Here is a 22,320-nt window from a genome sequence, read left to right on the forward strand (position 1 = left end):
GCAGAAACTTCGCGACTACCTCAAGCGGGCGACGGTCGACCTGCGGGAGAGCCGACAGCGTGTGCAGGACCTGGAGGAGCGCGCACACGAGCCGATCGCGATCGTGGGCATGGCATGCCGGCTCCCCGGCGGTATCGCCTCCCCGGACGACCTGTGGGAGCTGCTGAGCGCCGGACGTGACGCGGTCGGTCCCTTCCCGGAGGGCCGCGGCTGGGACCTGGAGAACCTGTACCACCCGGACCCCGACCACCTCGGGACCTCGTACACCCGCGAAGGCGGCTTTCTGTACGATGCGGACCGGTTCGACGCCGAGTTCTTCGGCATCGGTCCTCGCGAGGCCGCGGCGATGGATCCCCAGCAGCGGCTGCTCCTGGAGACGGGCTGGGAGGCCTTCGAGCACGCGGGCATCGCACCGACCGCGCTCAGGGGCACTCGTACCGGGGTGTACATGGGCGTCATGTACGACGACTACGGCTCCCGGATCCCCCAAGCGCCCGAGGGCTTCGAGGGCTACCTGCTGACCGGCAGCGCGGGCAGCGTCGCGTCGGGCCGTGTGGCCTACACCTTCGGTCTCGAAGGGCCGGCGGTGACGGTCGACACCGCGTGTTCGTCCTCGCTCGTCGCGCTTCACCTCGCCGCCCAGTCGCTGCGCCAGGGCGAGTGTTCGATGGCGCTGGCCGGTGGTGTGACGGTGATGGCGACACCGGGCACGTTCGTGGAGTTCTCCCGGCAGCGCGGGTTGTCGCCGGATGGACGGTGCCGGGCGTTCTCGTCGTCGGCGGACGGCACGGGCTGGGCCGAGGGCGTGGGCGTGCTGGTGCTGGAGCGGCTGTCGGACGCGGAGCGCAGCGGGCACCGGGTGCTGGCGGTGATGCGTGGTTCCGCGGTGAACCAGGACGGTGCGAGCAGCCAGCTGACCGCGCCGAACGGGCCGTCGCAGGAGCGGGTCATCCGGGCTGCGCTGGCCAACGCGCGGCTGTCGGCGTCCGAGGTGGACGCCGTGGAGGCGCACGGTACGGGCACGCGGCTGGGCGATCCGATCGAGGCGCAGGCGCTGCTGTCCACGTACGGCCGGGCCCGTGGGGACGACCACCCGTTGTGGCTGGGCTCCGTCAAGTCGAACATCGGTCACACGCAGGCCGCGGCGGGTGTCGCCGGCGTGATCAAGATGGTCATGGCGATGCGCAAGGGCGTCATGCCGTCGACCCTGCACGTGGACGAGCCGACCCCGGAGGTCGACTGGTCGGCGGGCGCGGTGAAACTGCTGACGCGGGCTCGGCAGTGGCCGGAGCTCGACCGGCCGCGTCGGGCGGGTGTGTCGTCCTTCGGCATCAGCGGGACCAACGCTCACGTGATCCTCGAAGAGGCGCCGCGCGACCGTGCCGTCGATCCGGTCACCGGACCGGATGCCGCTGTACGGGAGGCGGAGCCGGGCTCGTCGGCGCTGCGGGCACCGTGGGTGCTGTCGGCCAAGTCGGAGACCGCGCTGCGGGCACAGGCGGGCCGGCTGCTGGCCTGGCTCGCCGACCACCCCGAGGTGGATGACGCCGAGGTCGCCGCCGCCCTGACCGCCTCGCGCGCTCAGCTGGGCCGGCGCGGCGCGGTGCTCGGCGCCGACCGGGCCGGTCTGCTCGCCGGCCTCACGGCCCTGGCCGCGGGTTCGCCGTCCCCGCAGGTCGTGTCGGGTGTCGCCACCGCCGGCGAGACGGCCTTCCTGTTCACCGGTCAGGGCGCGCAACGCGTCGGCATGGGCGCGGAGTTGGCTGCCGCGTTCCCCGTGTTCTCCGCCGCCCTCGACGAGGTGTGCGCGGAGTTCGACGCCCTGCTGGGGACGTCGCTGCGCGAGGTCATGTTCGGCCGGACCGGTGGTGCCGGGACCGGCGACGGCGACACCGCGCGCACGGCCCGGCTCGACCGGACGGAATACACGCAGCCTGCGCTGTTCGCGTTCGAGGTGGCGCTGTATCGCCTTCTGGAGTCGTTCGGCGTGACCCCGGACGTCGTGGTCGGTCATTCGATCGGTGAGCTGGCCGCGGCCCATGTGGCCGGGGTGTGGTCGCTCGCCGCCGCCTGCCGGCTCGTCGCCGCCCGTGGCCGGTTGATGGGCGCGCTGCCGGCCGGCGGAGCCATGCTCGCCGCCGCGGTGCCGGAGGAACGGGCGCCGGAGCTGCTCGCGGCCGGGACGGTCTCGTTGGCGGCCGTGAACGCGCCCGAGGCGACGGTGTTCTCGGGCGAGGCGGCGGCGATCGCCGCACTGGAGGACCGGCTGGCGGACGAGGGGGTGAAGACGACCCGGCTGACGGTCAGTCACGCCTTCCATTCGGCGCTGATGGAGCCGATGCTCGCCGAGTACGAGCAGGTCGCCAGGTCGGTGGAGTATCGGGCGCCACGCATGGCCGTGTGCTCCACGGTGTCCGGTGCGCCGGCCGGTCCCGAACTGCTGACACCGGAGTACTGGGTGCGGCAGGTGCGCGAGGCCGTGCGGTTCGCCCCGGCGGTGCGGTCACTCGTCGACGCCGGCGTGCGCCGGTTCGTCGAGGTGGGTCCGGACGCGGTGCTGGCGGCGCTGACCCGCCACACCGTGACCGACGAGGTGGCGTCCCGCTCGCTGGTCGCGGCGGCCTCACGGCGCGGCGTCGACGAGGTCGACCAGTTCCTGCGCTTGCTCGCCGCCGCCCACTGCTCGGGCGTTGCCGTCGACTGGGCGCCGCTGTCGCCCGGCAAACAGGTCCCCCACCTCGACCTTCCCGTCTACGCCTTCCAGCATCGCCGCTACTGGGTGCAGCCCGACGACGACGCGCTCGGCGACATGGGCCGCGCCGGTCTCTCCGCGCTCGACCATCCGATGCTGCGCGTCGCCGCGCCGCTGGCCGGACGCGACGAATGGCTCTTCAGCGGCAGGCTTTCCACCACCGACCAGCCGTGGATCGCCGACCACACGGCCTTCGGAACGGTGCTGCTGCCCGGCACCGGGTTCGTGGATCTCGCGTTGACCGCGGGCCGCCGCCTGGAACTGCCCGTCGTGGACGAGCTCGTCCTGTCGACGCCGCTGCTGTTCGACGGTGCCGCTGCCGTGGACGTGCAGGTCTCGGTGGCCGAGCCCGACCACACCGGCCGTCGACGCCTGTCGATCCACTCGCGCGCCGTCACCGGCACCGCGCCGTCCGACCCGGGCGGGCCGGAGTGGACACTGCACGCCACCGGTGTCCTCGCCCCCGACGACGGCGTGACGGCGGCCTGGACCGACCCCGACTGGCCGCCGGCCGCCGGCACGCCCGTCGACGGCACGCGTCTGTACGACCGGCTCGCCGACCTGGGATTCGGCTACGGACCGAGCTTCCACGGCGTGCGCGCCGCCTGGACCAGCGGTGACGACGTGTTCGCCGAGGTGGCCCTGGACGAGACGGCAGCGGGCCGGGCGGCGGGCTTCGGGGTGCATCCGGCGCTGCTGGACGCGACCTTCCACGCTGCGATCGACGCACTCGCCGGCGACCTGCCCGACGGCAGGCTGCCGCTTCCGTTCTCCTTCGGCGGCGTCCGTGTGTACCGGCGCGGCGCCGCCGCGGTCCGCGCCCGCATCGTCCGTTCGGGCCCCGAGAAGGTGCGCATCGACGCCTGCGACGCCACCGGCGCCGCGGTGCTGTCGATCGACGCCGTGCTCGCTCGCCCCGCGGACGCGAACGCTCTCGCCGGTGCCCGCAGCCCGCTCTACGCTCTCGACTGGACGCCGGTGACGGCACCGGCGGTGTCGGACCGGCACCTGGTCGCACTGGGCCGGCCCGTCGCAGGCTGCACCGGGACGTTCGAGGACGTCGCGGCGTTCGCGGCAGGCGGGGGCCACACCGGCGCGGCTGTCGTCTGGGCGCCCGAAACGGCGCCGGCGGACGGCGGCGACGTCCCCGAGACCATCCGCGCGGCCGTGCACAACGCCCTCGCGGTGCTGCGCGACTGGCTCGCCGAACCGGGCTGCGCCGACTCGACGATGATCGTGCTGACCCGCAACGGAGCAGGTCTGCCCGGTGAGACGCCGGACCCCGCGGCAGCGGCCGTCCGCGGCCTGGTACGCAGTGCGCAATCGGAACACCCTGGGCGCATCGTGCAGGTCGACATCGACATCGACATCGACATCGACGTCGACGACAACGACCTCGCGGACATCCACCGGCGGATTGCCGCCGCGCCCGCCATGGACGAACCACAGCTCGCGATCCGCGACGGCGCCACGCTGGCACCGCGGCTGATCCGTGCGACCACCGTCGCCTCGACCGGCGGGCACTTCGGTGACGGCACGGTCCTGATCACCGGCGGCGCAGGCGGACTGGGTGCCGTCACCGCACGCCACCTGGTCGCCCGGCACGGGGTGCGCAGACTGCTGCTCGCCTCGCGCCGCGGCTCCGCCGCGCCGGGTGTCGCGGAGCTGGTCACCGAGCTGACCGAGCTGGGCGCCGACGTACGCGTCGCCGCGTGCGATGTCAGCGATCGCGCCGCGGTCGCGGCGCTGCTGGAGTCCGTACCGGCGCACGAACCGGTGACCGCCGTCGTGCACACCGCGGGCGTGGCCGACGACGGCACCGTCGAAACCCTGACCGCCGAGCAGGTGGACCGGGTGCTCGCCCCGAAGGCCGATGCCGCCTGGCACCTGCACGAACTCACCCGCGACATGGACCTGTCGGCGTTCGTGCTGTTCTCCTCCGCCGGACCGCTGCTCGGCGGGCAGGGCCAGGGCAACTACGCGGCCGCGAACGCGGCGATGGACGCGCTCGCCCAGGCGCGCCGCAGCGCCGGTCTGCCCGCGCACTCGCTGGCCTGGGGGCTGTGGAAGCGCGGCATGGCCGAGGCGTTGAACGACCCGGGCGCCGAGCATCTGGTGCGTCAGATCCGTGCGCGTCTCGGTCTGTCCCCGATCGAGCCGGACACCGGCATGCAGATGTTCGACAACGCGTTGACCACCGGCGAACCGATGCTGATGACCGCGCTGCTCGACACACCCGCCCTCACCGCGCTGGGCCGGCTCGGCACGCTGCCCGCGCTGCTGCGCGGCCTGATCCACGTACCGGCGCGCGGCCGGATCGCCGACAGCCCGTTGCGCCGGCGGCTCCTCGACGCCCCCGGCGATCAGTGGGAGGCGCTGATCCGCGATGAGGTCCGCGCGATCGCCGCCGCGGTCCTCGGCCACGAGTCGGCCGACGCCATCGACCCCGAAACACCGTTCACGGCACTGGGCTTCGACTCGCTCGGCGGAGTCGAATTCCGCAACAAGGTGACCGCCGCCACCGGTGTCCAGCTTCCGTCCACGCTGGTGTTCGACTATCCGACCGCCGCCGCTGTCGCGGGCTTCCTGCGCACCCGGGTCGACGGGTCGGAGCCGGCGCGACCGCGTCCCGCCTCGACCGGGGCCAGGACCGGGACAGGGGCCGACGAACCGATCGCGATCGTCGGCATGAGCTGCCGGTATCCCGGCGGCGTCGAAAACCCGGGCCAGCTCTGGGAACTGATCACCGGGCGCGTCGACGCGATCACCCCGATCCCGGGCGACCGCGGCTGGAACCTCGACGACCTGTACGACGCCGACCCCGGCAAACCGGGCAAGATCTACACCCGAGACGGCGGATTCCTGCACGACGCGGGTGACTTCGACGCCGCCTTCTTCGGCATCGGGCCCCGTGAGGCAGCGGCGATGGACCCGCAGCAGCGGTTGATGCTGGAGGCGTCCTGGGAGGCGCTCGAAGACGCCGGTATCGATCCGACCTCACTGCGGGGCAGCGACACCGGGGTGTACGCGGGCGTCATGTACCAGGACTACGGCTACTCGGCGCGCGAGGCCGCCGACGGTGCCGCGGAAGGCTATCTGGCGACCGGATCGGCCGGCAGCATCGTCTCCGGCCGGGTGTCCTACACCCTCGGTCTGGAAGGACCCGCGCTGACGGTGGACACGGCATGTTCGTCGTCGCTGGTGGCGCTGCACCAGGCGGTGCAGGCCCTGCGCGCCGGGGAGACGTCGCTGGTGCTGGTCGGCGGCGTGACCGTCATGTCGACTCCGCTGCTGTTCGTGGAGTTCTCCCGGCAGCGGGCGCTGTCACCGGACGGGCGCTGCAAGCCGTTCTCGAGTGCTGCGGACGGTGTCTCGTGGGCGGAGGGCGTCGGCGTGCTCGCCCTCGAGCGGTTGTCCGACGCGCAGCGCAGCGGGCGCCCGGTGCTGGCCGTGATCCGCGGCAGCGCGATCAACCAGGACGGTGCGAGCAACGGCCTGACCGCGCCGAACGGTCCGTCCCAGGAGCGGGTCATCGCGCAGGCACTGGTCAACGCAGGGGTGACCGCGGCCGAGGTGGACGCGGTGGAGGCGCACGGCACCGGCACCACCCTGGGCGACCCGATCGAGGCGCAGGCGCTGATCAACGCCTACGGACAGGACCGCGCCGAGCCGCTGCGCATCGGGTCGTTGAAGTCGAACATCGGGCACACGCAGGCGGCTGCCGGCATCGGCGGTGTGATCAAGATGGTGCAGGCGCTGCGGCACGAGGTGCTGCCGCCCACCTTGCACGTCGACGCGCCGTCGCCGCACGTGGAGTGGTCGGCGGGCGCGGTACGGATCCTGACCGAGGCCGAGCCGTGGCCGGCCGGCGAGCGTCCGCGCCGGGCGGGAGTGTCGTCGTTCGGGCTCAGCGGCACCAACGCGCACGTGATCCTCGAAGAGGCACCCGCCGTCCCGCCGCGACCGGTCGATCCGCCGCGCCCGGAGGCCTTGCCGTTGCTGCTGTCCGCACGGACGACCGACGCGCTGCGGACCCAGGCGCGCCGTCTGCACGACGCGCTGCGCGAGCGCCCGGAGCTCGACCCGACCGACGTCGCGGTGACGCTGGCGCTGCACCGCGCGCGGTTCGACCAGCGCGCCGCCGTCGTGGGCACGGACCGGGAGTCGCTGCTGGCGGCCCTGGAACGCCTGGCAGCCGGCGAACCGGGACCGGGCATCGTCCACGGCGCCGCCCGGACAGGCACCACGGCGTTCCTGTTCACCGGTCAGGGCGCGCAGCGGATCGGGATGGGCGCCGGGCTGTACCGTGCGTTCCCGGCGTTCGCCGCCGCGCTCGACGAGGTGTGCGCGGAATTCGACGCACACCTGGAGCACTCGCTGCGGGATGTGATGTTCGGCGCGCAGGGCACCGGCAGCGGACAGGAACCGGGCGGGCTCGACGCGCCGGCCGCCACGAGCGGCGCGAGCGCCGAGACCCTGCTGGACCGCACCGAGTACACCCAGCCCGCGCTGTTCGCGTTCGAGGTGGCGATGTACCGCCTCGTCGAGTCGCTGGGCGTGACGCCGGACGCGGTGGCCGGGCATTCGATCGGCGAGCTGGCCGCGGCGTACGTGGCCGGTGTGTGGTCGTTGCCCGACGCGTGCCGGCTCGTTGCGGCGCGCGGCCGGTTGATGGGGGCCCTGCCGGCGGGCGGGAGCATGCTGGCCGCCGCGGTGCCGGAGGAGCGGGCCCTGGAGCTGCTGGCGGAGGCTCACGCCGATCCGGCGACTGCCGCGGTCTCGCTGGCCGCCGTGAACGCTCCCGACGCGGTCGTCTTCTCCGGCAGCACCGAGGCGGTGTCGGCGCTCGGGTCGAGGCTGGTGGACGAGGGCGTCAGGACCAGCAGGCTGCGGGTGAGCCACGCGTTCCACTCCGCCCTGATGGATCCGATGCTGGCCGACTTCGCGGAGATCGCCGCCGGCCTGACGTACCACGAGCCACGCATCCCTGTGTGCTCCACGGTGTCCGGCGCCTTCGCCGACGCCGCGGTGCGCACGCCCGAGTACTGGGTACGGCAGGTGCGCGAGGCAGTGCGCTTCGCCCCGGCGGTGCGGTCACTGCTCGATGCGGGTGCGCGCCTGTTCCTCGAACTGGGCCCGGACGCGGTGCTGACGGCCATGACCCGCGCCACTTCGGCGACGGACGTCGCAGCGCGCGCGTCGGTGGCCGCGGGATCCCGTCGCACGGTCGCCGAACCCGAGCAGCTGGTCGCCGCGCTGGCCACCGTGCACTGCGCGGGCCGGCCGGTGCGGTGGGAGGCCTACTTCGGCGGCCGGCCGCAGGCACGGACCACCTTGCCCACCTATCCCTTCGAGCACGAACGATTCTGGCTCCTGCCCGCGGAGACCACCGCGCCGCTCGCCGGCGCCGACTCCGCCGACCATCCGCTGCTGCACGCCCGGGTGCAGCTCGCCGGCACGGACGAGTGGCTGTTCACCGGCAGGCTCTCGCTGCGCACGCACCCCTGGCTCGCCGACCACGCCGTCTTCGGCACGGTCGTGATGCCGGGCACCGGATTCGTGGAACTCGCACTGGCCGCCGGCGCCCGGCTCGACGTGCCGCGCCTGGCGGAACTGGTGCTCGAGGCGCCGCTGATCCTCCCGACCGACGGCACCGCGGACGTCCAGCTCGCCGTGGGCGAACCCGACGCCGACGGGCACCGGACCGTGGCCGTCCACGCCCGCGTCGCCGACACCTGGGTGCTGCACGCCCGTGGCCTGCTCACGCCCGCCGCGCCGACCTCGGCGCCGGACTGGTCCCAGGTGTGGCCTCCGGTCGCGGGCGAGCCGGTCGACGGACAGCAGGTGTACCGCGCGCTCGGCGACCTGGGCTTCGGGTACGGCCCGGTGTTCCGGGGTGTTCGCGCCGCGTGGTCGCGTGGGGAGGAGGTCTTCGCCGACCTGGCGCTCGACACCGACACGGCGGCACGCGCCACCGACTTCGGACTGCATCCGGCGCTGCTGGACGCGGTGTTCCACGCGGCTGTCGGCCATCTCGTCGAGGGCGGGCCCGACGGCCGGGTGCCCCTGCCCTTCGCCTTCGACGGTGTCCAGCTGGCACGGTCCGGCGCGGATGCCCTGCGCGTCCGCATCGCCCGCACGGCACCGGACACCTTGCGCGTGGACGCGGTCGACGCGACCGGTGCCCTCGTGCTGAGCATGGAGTCGGTGCGGTCCCGCTCGATCGAGCCGCAGACGCTGGCCCGGCTGCGCGGCGCGGCACCGCTGTTCGACCTCGAGTGGGTCGCCGTGCCTGCCGCCGCAGAGGGGGACGCCGGGCGCGTCGTCGTGCTCGGCGACCCGTCGACCGTCGAGGCCCCCGAGCCCCCGGCACGCTGTGTCGATCTCGCGGAACTCGCCGCGCTGCAGGACGTTCCCGACACGGTGGTATGGCCGGCGCCCCGCGGAACCGGTGCCGCGGACGTCCACGCCGGCGTGCTGACGACGCTCGCCCTGTTGCAGGACTGGACAGGCGCCGGTCACCGCGGCCGGCTCGCGATCGTGACGCGCACGGCCGCCGGGCTGCCCGGCGAGGAACCCGATCTGGTCGGAGCCGCCGTGGCGGGCCTGGTGCGCAGCGCACAGGCCGAGCACCCGGGCCGGTTCCTGCTCATCGACCACGACGGCGACGCCCTGCCGATCACGTCGCTCGCCGACGCCGTGGCCCGGGACGAACCGCACCTGGCCGTTCGCGAGGGCCGGCTCCTGGCGCCGCGACTGCAGCCGCTGCCCGCCACCGAACCGGGCGCGTTGCCGTCGTTCGACCGAGGCACCGTGCTCATCACCGGCGGCACCGGTGGCATCGGCGCGATCGTCGCCCGGCATCTGGTCACGGAGCACGGCGCACGACGGCTGCTGCTGGTGTCGCGGCGCGGTGCCGCCGCGGACGGCGCCGCCGAACTGACCGCCGAGCTGACCGACCTCGGCGCCCACGTCCGGGTCGTGGCGTGCGATGTCACCGAACGCAGCGCGGTCCGGGCCCTGCTGGCCGACATCGGCACCGACGCCCCGCTGACCGCCGTCGTCCATGCGGCGGGCGTGCTGGACGACGGCACGCTCGACACCCTGACCGCCGAGCAGACGACACGGGTGCTGGCGCCGAAAGTCGATGCGGCACTGCACCTGCACGAGCTGACCCGCGACCTGGACCTGTCGGCGTTCGTGCTGTTCTCGTCCGCGGCGCCGTTGCTCGGCGGACAGGGCCAGGGCAACTACGCCGCCGCGAACAGCGCGCTGGACGCGCTGGCACGCCTGCGGCGCAGCGCGGGGCTGCCCGCGCACTCACTGGCCTGGGGACTGTGGACCGTCGGCATGGCCGGGGTACTCAGCGAGGACGGTGCCGAGCAGTACGCCCGCCAGATCCGGGCCAGGCTGGGCCTGATCCCGATCGACCCGGACGCCGGGATGGCGCTGTTCGACAACGCACTCGCGACCGACCGGGCGACCCCGACGACGGCACTGCTGGACACGGCGGCACTCACCGCCCTGGCGCGCGGCGGCACCCTGCCCGCGGTGCTGCGCGGCATGATCCGGGTTCCCCGGGCCACCGCGAGTGCCGGCGTCGGCCTTGCGCGGCGGCTGGCCGCAGTGCCCGACGCCGACCGAGACGCCGTGATCCTGCGAGAGGTGCGCCACGTCGCCGCGGCGGTCCTCGGCCACCTGTCCGGCGACGCGATCGACCCGAACGCGCCGTTCACCGAAGTCGGTTTCGACTCCCTCGGCGCCGTCGAATTCCGGAACCGGCTGGTACAGCTGACCGAGCTGACGTTGCCGTCGACGCTGATCTTCGACCATCCGACCGCCGTCGACGTGGCGAAACTGGTGCGGTCGCAGATCGAGGAATCCGGCACCGGCGTGGTCGAGCAGGCTCCGGCCGGCGTGCGCGGCACGATCACCGACCTGGTGTCGGCGGCGCATCGCCGCGGTGAACTGGCAGCGGCGATGCCCCTGCTGACCGCGGGTTCGGCCCTGACGACCACGTACGCCGCCGAGGAGGCCGCCGCTCGGCGCCCGGCCGCGCAGCTCCTGGCGCGCGGCGACGCGGCACCGGCCCTGGTCTGCATCCCCTCGTTCCTGGCGGGATCGGGCCCTCACCAGTTCGCCCGCCTTGCCCGTGAACTGGGTGGCGAGCGGCGGGTCAGCGCGTTGCGGCTGCCCGGTATGCGCGCAGGCGACGACCTGCCGGCGACGTGGGCGGCGGCGATCGAGAGCCTCGCCGCGACCGTCGCAGCGGAACTCGACCGAAGCCCGGTGGCGCTCATCGGCTATTCGGCAGGTGGCGCGATCGCCCATGCGGTCGCCCGGCGGATCGAGGACGACGGCGGCAGGCTCGCGGGCGTGGCGATGATCGACACCTACTCTCCGGAAGACCTCGAACTCAACCGCCACGTGCTCACCGATGCGCTGGGGCAGATCCTGTCGCGGGACAACGCACTGACCCCCGTCGACGACCACGGCCTGGTCGCCATGGGTGGCTATGTGCGGATATACCCCGAGCGCGAGGCCGAGCCGATCGCCGCGCCGACGCTGAATCTACGGGCCACCGTGACGCTGACCGGCTTCGGAGGCGTCGACCCCGTCCCCGACTGGCAACACCGTGGACCGGTCGAGCACGTCGAGGCGGATCACTTCTCGATCATCGAGGAACAGGTGGCAGAGACCGCCGCGCGCCTCCGGCGCTGGCTCGACCCCATGTCGGCATGAGGGCCCGGCCCTTCGGACCCATGCCGGCTTGAGGGTCCGCCCCTTCGGACCCATGTCGGCTTGAGCGTCCGCCCCTTCGGACCCATGTAGGCGTGAGCGACCCGGCCCTTCGGACCCGTCGAGACCCTTCGACGGATCCGAAGGGCCGACGGACGCACCGGATGGCGGGAAGAACATCGCCGTGGTCGACGTCGTGCCCGCCCGAGACGCCCACGGGCGGCGCGGCACGACAGCTCACCGGAGGCATGAAATCCGTCGACTCGCAAATCCGCCGCAGCCACAAAACTGCTGAGTTTGCAAATCAGGAAGAGGCACAGAATTACTCGGTCCGCAAATCCGGCAGAGGCATAGAGTTCGTTCGGTCGCAACAGTTTTGGCGAGGGATTTCAAGATTGACAGCGTTGTGCTGTTTGCTTATAGTCCCGTCCGTTCAAGCTTCCGCCGATCGATATTCGAAGGTGGTCATGACAGCGCCTCCGACGTTGCCGAAGTCCAGGCAGCGGTTGATTCTTGCCGTTCTCATGGTGTGTTCGCTTCTTATTTGGCTGGACAACACCGTCCTCAGTATTCTCCTGGAAACCCTCGCCGACCCGGTCGATGGGCTGGGTGCCAGCCCGGCCGAGCTGCAATGGGCCACAGGCGCATACACCCTGGTCTTCGCGACCTTGATGTTCACCGCCGGCGCACTGGGCGACAGTTTCGGCCACCGGAATGTGCTCGCGGTCGGCCTGGTGATCTTTGCCGCGGCCTCGATCTGGGCGGCGTACGCAGGCGATGCGGGCCAGCTGATCGCCGCCCGCGCCGCGATGGGAGTCGGCGCCGCACTGATCATGCCGGCCAACTTCGCCATGCTGTTGTGGACCTTCACCGGCCCCGCGCGGGCAACCGCGATCGCCATTTCCTCGACATCCACCGGTGTCGGAATGGCGGCGGGCCCGGTGCTGGCGGGAGCCCTGCTCAGCAATTTCTGGTGGGGTTCGGTCTTCCTCGTCAACGTCCCGATCGTCGTGGTGGCGCTGGCCGGAATCATCCTGTTGGTCCCCAATTTCCGCAGCCCTGTCGTGCGGCCGATGGACCCGGCCGGGATGCTGCTGTCGATCAGCGGACTTGCGGCGTTGACCTACGGCCTGATCCGCGCGGGGCAGGTGGACGGCTGGAGCCGTTCGGACGTCTGGGCGCCGATCGCGGCCGGGATCGTCCTGCTGATCGCCTTCGTGCTCGTCGAACTGCGTGTCAAGGACCCGAGCTTCGATCCCCGGATGCTTGCGCAGCGGGTGTTCGGCGGTGGCAACGCGTCCATGGCGTTGCTGCTCTTTTCGGTGGCCGCCGTCACCTTCTACAACGCCTTCTACATGCAGGGCGCACTGGGCTACTCGCCGATGAAGGCCGGCTTGGCCAATCTGCCGACCGCGATCGGCGCCGTCGTCGGGGCGCCGCTGGGCGCACGTCTGGTCAGCCGATGGTCGCTGCGCCCGGTCGCCGTGCCGTCGATCACCGTGGCGGCGCTCAGCTTCGGCGCGGTCGGGTTCCTCGACCTGCACACCCCGCTCGTCTGGATCGAGATCCTGTTGCTGGTGCAGGGCCTTGCCGTCGGTATGGTGATGGCCCCGGTGACCGGAGCCCTGATCAGCAGCCTGCCGCTGGAGCGGTCCGGCGCCGGGTCGGCCGTCACCAACACGGCGCGACAGGTCGGCAGTGTGATCGGAATCGCGGTGGGCGGCACGATCATGTCGATCGCCTATCGAGGCGCGATCGAACCCTCGCTGAGCGATCTCCCTCCGGCGCAACAGGACAGCGCCCTGGTGTCCGCCGAGCAGGCTCGGCATGTCGCCACCACGGTCGACCAGCCCGCTCTCGCGCAGGCCGCCGATCACGCGTTCATCCACGCCATGCACGTCGGCGCGGTCTGGATCATGCTCATCGCGCTCTTCGGAGCAGCTGTGCTGCTGTTCGCCTTGTCCGCCGGCGGAAAGAAGAAGGGGCCGGCGCCGGAGCCGGACCACGAAGAGGCCCGCGGCGTCGAGCCTCGAACCGCCGTGTGACGCGCTGTCCGCGCGGCACGACATCCCCGGCATGCCGAGGCGGGCTCACCCATGAGGCAGGCGGGCGTCGGGAGCGCGACCAGCGATATACGGAACGACGGAATGCGTGATACGCCAAGCGGTCGGTCGTCATGCATTCAGTCGGAGGGCCCGCCGAGTATCGAATGAGCGTCGACTTGACACATGTTGGTGTGGCTCGAATCGAAGGAGACTCCCCATTGTCGGAGTTGTCGGAAATGAATGATCCGGCTGTGCGTGCGGTTGCATCGGAGCAGGAGTATGTGTCCTCCCTGTACGACCTGCTCACCGAGCGGCTTTCCGAGGCGCGAGCGCATCGAGCGAGTGTGCTGAAGGCTCCGTCGGAAAGCGCCGGTGAGGCGTACGAGAGGGAAATGGCCGCCGAGCGTCTGACCAAGGAGATCGGCCGGCTGGAGGGCGCCGAAAAGGGGCTGGTTTTCGGGCGCATCGACTGGTCGGACGGCATGGTCCTGCGCATCGGGCGGATCGGACTGCAGCGGGAGGAGGACGAGCTGCCTCTGCTCGTGGACTGGCGGGCGAACGCGGCGCGGCCTTTCTACGAGGCGACACCGGTCCACCCGATGGGCCTGCGTCGGCGCCGGCACCTGCGTCTCGAGGAGCGCACGGTCGTCTCGGTGAGCGACGAACTGCTGGACGGCTCCGCGCCGACCGACGAGGACGTCGTGGGGGACGGCCCGTTGACCGAGGCTCTGGCGGCCCGGCGTACGGGCAGGATGCACGCGGCCGTCGCGACGCTGCAGGCCGAGCAGGACGAGATCGTCCGCTCCGCCCACCGCGGGGTGACCGTGGTGCAGGGCGGGCCGGGCACCGGCAAGACGGTGGTCGCCCTGCACCGGGCGGCCTACGTCCTGTACGCCTTCCCGCGCGCCGCGGAGGAGGGTGTCCTGGTGGTGGGCCCGAACGCCCGGTTCCTCGACTACATCTCCCAGGTCCTTCCGTCGCTCGGTGAGAACGACGTCGTTCTGGCGACCTGCCAGGAACTGGCCGGAGTGTCCACGGACACGGCGGGCCCGCTCGAGACGATGCGCCTGAAGGGCAGCACCGATCTCGCCGACGCCTTGGCCGGTCTGCTGCGCGTCTACCAAGCGCCTGCCGGTGACTTCACCGTGCGGGTCGGGCAGGAACTGGTGCACCTCTCCGGCGGGGAGGTCGCCCGGGCACGCGACGCCGCCCTGTCGGCCGTGCCGGGGCACAATCCCGCGCGCCAGGTGTTCAAGGAGCTGCTGGTCGACGCCGTCACCGACGCGATGCAGCGGGACATGGGCGACGTCCTGGAGCAGATCGACGCCGACGCCGAAAGGATGACCGGTCTGAACCTCGACCGGTTCACGGGAGTCGCCCAGCGCCGTGCCGAAGGTGCGGCCGACCCGGGTCCGGTCCACGAGCTGGACCTGGACGCCATCCGGGCCGATCTCCTCGACGACGCCGCCGTGGACCGAGCGGTCGAGGCGTTGTGGCCGCGGCTGGTGCCCGGTGACCTCGTGAAGGCGCTCCTGACGAACGCCGACGCTCTCGCCGAGCACCTGCCGCGCCTGACCGCGCAGGAGCGGTCCCTTCTGCTGCGCGGTCCGGAGGATCCGTGGACCGATGCCGATGTGCCGTTGCTGGACGAGGCGGCGAGCCTGGTCGACGGTCCTCCCGAGCGGACGTACGGGCACGTCGTCGTCGACGAGGCGCAGGAACTGACGGCCATGCAGTGGCGGATGATCGTCCGCCGCTGTCCGGCACGGGCGATGACGCTGGTGGGTGACTTCGCCCAGGCGGGCCCGGCCGCGACGGCTTGCGACTGGAAGGAAGCACTGAGCCCGCACGTCGGGCCGCGGTTCAAGCTGCACAACCTGACCGTGAGTTACCGCACCACGCAGGAGATCCTGGAGAGCGTCCGGGACCTGCTCATGCGGATCGCTCCGGACCAGAAGCCCACGCGGTCACTGCGAAGCGGTGAGCGTCCTCGCACGGTGACCGCACCTGCGGACGGGTTGGTCGCGGCCGTGGTCGAGGAGCTTCGCGCCCAGAGCGCCGCGCACCCGGGCGAGCTTCTGGGAGTGGTCTGCGCCGACTCCAGGGTGAGCGAGCTGACGGCTCGTGGGATCGCCGACCAGGCACGCATCGTGCCGGCGTCCGAAGCGCGCGGCCTGGAATTCGACGGGGTCGTCGTCATGAACCCCGAGGACATCATCACGGCCCGCCCCGGTGGGGAAAGGGACTTGTACGTAGCCCTGACCCGGGCCACCAAGCGTCTTTGCACCGTCACCGTCCAGCCCGCCTGACGATTCGGCGCCCGCGACTCGTTGCCGCGGGCGCCGTCGCCCCATGCCTGGGGGATGTCGAGGCGGGCGTGCGCGTCGACCGGCCCAGCGGCGACCGTCTTTTCCAGTGTGATATTGATCAGGTCGGCCGGCCGGTTTTTTCCGCGTCTTCTCACGGCGGTTCGCCGCCTCCGCGATCTGCCGGGCCCGGGCCCACGGGTGCGTCGTCCCCACCCGCCGGCGGATCTTCGTCCGCCGCCGAGCGGCGGTACGGTCCGTCGCCGCGACAGGCCACCGTGGCGCAGCGTGTCCAGGCCGTCGAGGCCGTCCGCCCCAGCCGCCGTCCCTCCGAGATCGACGGCACCGTCACGTCGGCGCCCGCTCCGCCCCTGCCGGCCACGCCGACGAGATTCACCTTCTCGGCCACCAGGGCGGGCAGTGCGCACTGCCCGGTCGATCGGATCGTCGGGATGAACCCGGCATACGCGTCAGGTCGGAGTCGTTGAACGTGGCACAAAAATATGCGGGCCTATGCGGAATTTTTACTTGAGATTTCACTTCGGAGATGCCTTGCCGATCGAGCGTGGCGGAAGCGCAGGCACCTCTCGCTACTCGCGCCAGTGAAGCCCATCACGGGGCGGCGAGTTCGGGGTGGACAGTGCCCGTCACTCCGTGCCATCCTCAGCTATCAGGACTTGGACCTTCCGTATATCGACATGCGAAAATGGGGGACCACTGATATGGGCAACGGGGGATCGCTGGTATGGGTAGCGTGAAGGACAGGTTAATCTGGCAACCGAATCCGAGCAGCGGAAATCGCGAAAAGTATGGCAGTCGGTCGGACTGCTCGACGCCCGATGTTCTTGGCAGACGAGTTTCCTCGCAGGCTGGGCCATCCCTGTTGCAGACCGAGATAGCGCTGATAATCGAAGACGACATTCGTCGATACAGTATCGAGGGAATGCTTCGTTCGCTCGACATCCAGTTGACGGCGCAATCCATCACGGACATCGAGGATCTCCCGGCGTTCTGCAACGGCCGACTGGTCATTTCGGACAGCGATGCTCTGGGGTCCGTTCCTGGCGAGATCGCCGAAAAGCTGCGCGTCCAGAACGTGCAGGTACTGATCCTGGTGGATTCGGCGGACGTTGTCGAGCAATCCTGGGTCGATCATGCGAAGGGCTTCCTGGACTGGTCGGATCTCCGCCCCGAGACCCTGCGTGAAGCGATCGTCGACGTGAAGGCCGGACGATTTCATGTGTCGCCGACCCTGGCGCGCCGATCCGTGGCGACACCCGATCAAGCCGGCGACGACATCACTTCGAGGCGCGCGTCGATGATTGCTCTGACGGCACGTGAACACCAGGTGCTGCGCCTGATCGCCGAAGGCCTGAGCAACCGACAAGTCGCTCGATCGCTGAGTATCTCCGAACACGGAGTCAAACGCACGGTCGGCATCATTTTGGCCAAGCTGAACTGTCCCAATCGGACCCTTGCGGTTGTTCGGGCCATGGAGTCGGGGCTCCTCGTCATGTGAGGTGTCGACCGATGGGCGAAACGCTGTCCGTCGGCACGGCTGGTGCTTTCCTTCCTCGGTCGCGGCCTGCCGCTGCGTGACGAGCAAACCGCCAAGGGCCGGGACATCCGAGCATGTCCCGGCCCTTGAACGACAATGTCCCGACCCTTTAATGCGCGCATCGCAGCCCTTGTATCTGTGCATCGCAGCCCAGAACTTCTCCCTCGGGTTATCGAATGCAGAGGGGGAATAGCCTTCCGGCGGCGCGGTCACCTCTGAGTCACGCCGCCCGGTCTCCCGGAGCGCTGGGCGCCGACGAGGGCCGAAAGGGCCGACCCGAGGCGATGAGTCGGCTGCGGCGGCCAGGTCCGTCGGCCGACGTTGTCCGTCAGCCCGTGACGCCGGGCGCCGAGCTTTCGGCACCGACCGGGCCAAGGGCCCGTAGCGGACCGGAGGCAGGGTCGGGGCGGCCGCGTAACGGAGCATGCGGGGGAACCGCGAGCGGGAGGTGAGGGGACGGGCGGGACGGGCCTGCTCCGGTCGCTTCTTCCGAGGTCGGTGGCAGATCGAAGGGCGACTGGCGATAGCGTGATGGGCGGTGGTGGCGAGCCCGTGCTGGTTCGTGCTGGTTCGTGAGGCGCAATAGGGGTAAACATGCAGTTTCGAGCGGTTTCATGAGATTGCTGCACACATCCGACTGGCACCTCGGCCGCTCCTTCCACCGGGTCGGCATGCTCGGTGCCCAGGCCGACTTCATCGGACACCTCGTCACCACCGTGCGCGAGCGCGACGTGGACGTCGTGGTCGTGTCCGGAGACGTGTACGACCGGGCCGTGCCGCCGCTCGCCGCGGTCGAACTGTTCGACGACGCGCTGCACCGCCTCGCCGCTCACGGCGTGCCGACGGTGATGATCTCCGGCAACCACGACTCGGCCCGCCGGCTCGGCGTCGGCGCCGGGCTCATGGGACGCGCGGGCATCCACCTGCGCACCGAACCGTCCGCGTGCGGCACGCCCGTGGTGCTGTCCGACGACCACGGCGACGTCGCCTTCTACGGACTCCCGTACCTCGAACCCGCCCTGGTGAAGAACGAGTTCGGGGTGGAGAAGGCCGGTCACGAGGCGGTGCTGGCCGCCGCCATGGACCGGGTCCGCGCCGACCTCGCCGCCCGCCCGCCCGGCACCCGGTCCGTCGTCCTCGCGCACGCCTTCGTCACCGGCGGCGAACCCAGCGACAGCGAGCGGGACATCACCGTCGGCGGGGTGGCCGCCGTACCCACCGGGGTGTTCGACGGCGTCGACTACGTGGCGCTCGGACACCTCCACGGCTGCCAGACCCTCACCGACCGCGTGCGCTACTCCGGCTCCCCGCTGCCGTACTCCTTCTCCGAGGCCGGCCACCGCAAGACCATGTGGCTGGTCGACCTGGCCGCCGACGGCACCGTCACCGCCGAACGCGTCGACTGCCCCGTGCCGCGCGCGCTCGCCCGGATCCGCGGCACCCTCGAGGAGCTGCTCGCCGACCCCGGCCTGACCCGGCACGAGGAGGCGTGGGTCGAGGCGACGCTCACCGACCCGGTCCGCCCCGCCGAGCCCATGGCGCGGCTCACCGAGCGCTTCCCGCACACCCTCAGCCTCGTCTTCGACCCGGCGCGGGCCCCGCAGGACCCGCAGGCCTCCTACGCCCGCCGCCTCGCCGGCCGCGACGACCAGCAGATCGCCGAGGACTTCGTCGCCCACGTCCGCGGCACCGGCCCCGACCCGTACGAACGCGACGTCCTGCGGGACGCCTTCGACGCGGTCCGCGCGGACGACGCCGTACGAGAGGTGGCACGGTGAGGCTGCACCGGCTGGACATCACCGCCTTCGGGCCCTTCGGCGGCACCCAGAGCGTCGACTTCGACGAACTGTCCTCCGCCGGGCTGTTCCTGCTGCACGGCCCCACCGGCGCCGGCAAGACCTCCGTGCTGGACGCCGTCTGCTACGCGCTGTACGGCTCCGTGCCCGGGGCCCGGCAGAGCGGCCAGGGCACGACGCTGCGCAGCGACCACGCCGCCCCGGGCACCCGCACCGCGGTCACCCTCGAACTCACCGTCGCCGGACGCCGCCTGGAGATCACCCGGCAGCCGCCCTGGGAGCGGCCCAAGAAACGCGGCACCGGCACCACACAGGACAAGGCCCAGACCTGGCTGCGCGAACGCGACGCGGCCTCCGGCAACTGGAAGGACCTCAGCCGCTCGCACCAGGAGATCGGTGAGGAGATCACCCAGCTCCTCGGCATGAGCCGGGAGCAGTTCTGCCAGGTCGTGCTGCTGCCCCAGGGCGACTTCGCGCGGTTCCTGCGCGCCGACGCCGAGGCCCGCGGCAGACTGCTGGGCCGCCTCTTCGACACCCGCCGCTTCGCGGACGTGGAGAAGCGCCTGGCGGAGCAGCGCAGGGCCGCCGAGGCCCGGGTCCGCGACGGCGACGCCGACCTGCTGGCCGACGCCCACCGCATGCAGCAGGCCGCCGGCGACGCCATGGAACTGCCCGAACTGACGCCCGGCGAACCGGGCTTGGCCGAGGCGGTGCTGACCGCCGCCGCCGTCGCCCGCAGCACCGCACGCGAACACCTCACCGCCGCACACTGCCGTCTCGCCGCCGCCGAGTCCGCCCAGGCCGCCGCCGACCGTGCCGTGGACGACACCCGTGAACGGGCCCGGCTGCAACGGCGCTTCGCCGAGGCACGGGAACGCGCGGCACGACTCCAGGAGAGCGCCGCCGCCCACCGAGAGGCGCAGACCCGCATGGAGCGGGCCCGCAAGGCCGAGACCGTCGCACCCGCGCTGGAACTGCGGGACGCCGCCGAGGCCGAGCACCGGCGGGCGGCCCACGCCGAACTGCGCGCCCGAGCGCTGCTCCCGGCGTCCCTGGCCGACGCGGGCGCCGCCGGGCTCGCGGCCGCCGCCCGCCGCGCCGCCGAGGAACTGGGCGGGCTGGAGTCGGCCCGCCGCGCCGAGCGGCGGCTGACGGAACTCCTCGACGAGCGCGCCGGCCTGGACCGCCAGGAACGCGCCGACGAGGAGGCACGGCAGGACGCGGAGACCTGGCTCGCCGGCTGGGAGGAGACCCGCACCGGGCTCCAGGCCCGCATCGAGTCCGCGCAGCAGGCCGCCGGCCGCGCCGGTGAACTCGCCGTGCAGCGCGAACCCGCGCGGCAGCGACTGAACGCCGCCCGCACCCGCGACCGGCTGGCCGAGGACACCGAGGCGGCCGCCGAACAGGCCCGCACCGCCCGGGACGAGGCCCTCACGGCCAAGCAGCGCTGGCTCGACCTCAAGGAGCAGCGCCTGAACGGCATCGCCGCCGAACTGGCCGCCGGCCTCACCGACGGCGAGCCCTGCGCGGTCTGCGGCGCCACCGAACACCCCGCCCCCGCCCGCAAGGTCGACGGGCACGTCGACCGCGAGACGGAGGAGCGCGCACTCGCCGACCACCAGCGGGCCGACGACCGGCGCGCCGAGGCGGAGCGGCGGCTCGGCGCGCTGCGGGAGGCGCTGGCCGCCGCGAGGGCCGAGGCCGGCGACACCCCGACGGACCGGCTCGCCCACGCCGTCGAGGAACTGGAGCGGGAGCACGCGCGGGCCCGGGACGCCGCCTCCGCGCTGCACTCCGCCCAGGAGCAACTGCGCCGCGCCGAGCACGAACACGAACTGCGCACCGCCGCCCAGCGGGACGCGGCGGTCCGGGCCGCCGCCCGCGTCGGCCACCGCGAGCGCCTGGACCGGGAACACGCCGCGCTGGAGGAGGAGCTGACCGCGGCCCGCGGCGACGCGGGCAGCGTGGCCGCGCGCGCCGGGCAGCTGGAGCAGCGGGCCGCCCGGCTCACGGACGCCGCCGACGCCGTCCGCGCCGCCGAGGACGCCGCCCAGCGCCTCAAGGACGCCGACGCCCGGCTCGCCGACGCGGCCTTCCGCGCCGGCTTCGACACGCCGCAGGCCGCCGCCGACGCCCTGCTGGACGACGCCGGCCACCGCGAACTCCAGCGGCGCCTGGACGCCTGGCAGCACGAGGAGGCCGCCGTACGGGCCGTGCTCGCCGAGGCGGAGACCGCGGCCGCCGCACACCTTCCGCCCGCCGACCTCGCCGACGCGCAGCGGGCCGCCGAGGACGCGGCCCGGCGGGTGCGCGAGGCGGCCTCGGCGCGGGACGCCGCCGCCCGGCGCTGCGCCGAACTCGACCGGCTGTCCGCGCGGGCCGCCGCAGCCGTGCGCCGGCTCGGCCCGCTGCGCGAGGAGTACGACCGGGTGGCCCGCATGGCCGGGCTCACCGCCGGCACCTCGGCGGACAACGAGCGCAGGATGCGCCTGGAGTCCTACGTCCTCGCCGCCCGCCTGGAGCAGGTGGCCGCCGCCGCCACCGTACGGCTGCACCGCATGTCGTCCGGCCGCTACACCCTCGTCCACTCCGACGACCGCACCGGCCGCGGCCGCAGCGGCCTCGGGCTGCACGTCGTGGACGCGTGGACCGGCCGGGAGCGGGACACGGCGACCCTCTCGGGCGGCGAGACCTTCTTCGCCTCGCTCGCCCTCGCGCTCGGACTCGCGGACGTCGTCACCGACGAGGCGGGCGGGGTCCGGCTGGACACCCTCTTCATCGACGAGGGCTTCGGCAGCCTCGACGACCAGACCCTCGACGAGGTCCTGGACGTGCTGGACTCGCTGCGCGAACGCGACCGCAGCGTCGGCATCGTCAGCCATGTCGCCGATCTGCGGCGGCGGATCCACGCCCAGCTGGAGGTCGTCAAGGGCCGGACCGGCTCCGTGCTGCGGCAGCGCGGCACCGGGTGACGGCGGCCACCGTCCCGGCGCGCGGCACGGCAGCGGCGGGGAACGCACGACGCCGGTGTGCCGTGGCGTGCCCGACGACCGAGAGGCGAACGCCGCCGCACACCCGGGCCGGTCCGCGAACCTGGCGCGATGGCGCGCTGTGCACGAACACC

5 protein-coding genes and 1 pseudogene are annotated in these 22,320 nt (G+C 72.4%); all 6 read left to right on the top strand.

Translation table 11 applies throughout. From position 1 onward, the window contains the following. Positions 1 to 4: 4 nt before the first annotated feature. A pseudogene (locus FGW31_RS30050) lies at positions 5 to 11,494 on the top strand (type I polyketide synthase); the annotation flags it as partial. A 464-nt stretch (positions 11,495 to 11,958) separates the two neighbouring features. Next, positions 11,959 to 13,536, top strand: coding sequence for an MFS transporter (locus tag FGW31_RS30055; RefSeq protein WP_142196690.1), 1,578 nt, complete (start codon positions 11,959 to 11,961; stop codon positions 13,534 to 13,536). Between the two features lie 236 nt (positions 13,537 to 13,772). After that, positions 13,773 to 15,845: a HelD family protein gene (locus FGW31_RS30060; protein WP_182674900.1), complete on the top strand. Its 2,073-nt coding sequence runs from the start codon at positions 13,773 to 13,775 to the stop codon at positions 15,843 to 15,845. 742 nt (positions 15,846 to 16,587) lie between these two features. Then, positions 16,588 to 17,361, top strand: coding sequence for a helix-turn-helix transcriptional regulator (locus FGW31_RS30065; RefSeq protein ID WP_142196691.1), 774 nt, complete (start codon positions 16,588 to 16,590; stop codon positions 17,359 to 17,361). 653 nt (positions 17,362 to 18,014) lie between these two features. After that, on the top strand, positions 18,015 to 19,178 hold the full coding sequence (locus tag FGW31_RS30070; RefSeq protein WP_142196692.1) for an exonuclease SbcCD subunit D: 1,164 nt from the start codon (positions 18,015 to 18,017) through the stop codon (positions 19,176 to 19,178). Then, a complete protein-coding gene (locus FGW31_RS30075) occupies positions 19,175 to 22,168 on the top strand; it encodes an AAA family ATPase (protein ID WP_142196693.1) in 2,994 nt (997 codons plus the stop codon). Before FGW31_RS30070 ends, FGW31_RS30075 begins: the two co-directional genes overlap by 4 nt. Positions 22,169 to 22,320 lie beyond the last annotated feature (152 nt).

The sequence above is a fragment of the Streptomyces calvus genome (genome assembly GCF_006782915.1).
Lineage (GTDB): Bacteria > Actinomycetota > Actinomycetes > Streptomycetales > Streptomycetaceae > Streptomyces > Streptomyces calvus.

Bases quoted from the DNA above. Each gene is read 5' to 3' on its own strand.
- FGW31_RS30055 (WP_142196690.1), top strand. From the start codon at position 11,959: ATGACAGCGCCTCCGACGTTGCCGAAGTCCAGGCAGCGGTTGATTCTT.
- FGW31_RS30060 (WP_182674900.1), top strand. From the start codon at position 13,773: ATGAATGATCCGGCTGTGCGTGCGGTTGCATCGGAGCAGGAGTATGTG.
- FGW31_RS30065 (WP_142196691.1), top strand. From the start codon at position 16,588: ATGGGTAGCGTGAAGGACAGGTTAATCTGGCAACCGAATCCGAGCAGC.
- FGW31_RS30070 (WP_142196692.1), top strand. From the start codon at position 18,015: ATGAGATTGCTGCACACATCCGACTGGCACCTCGGCCGCTCCTTCCAC.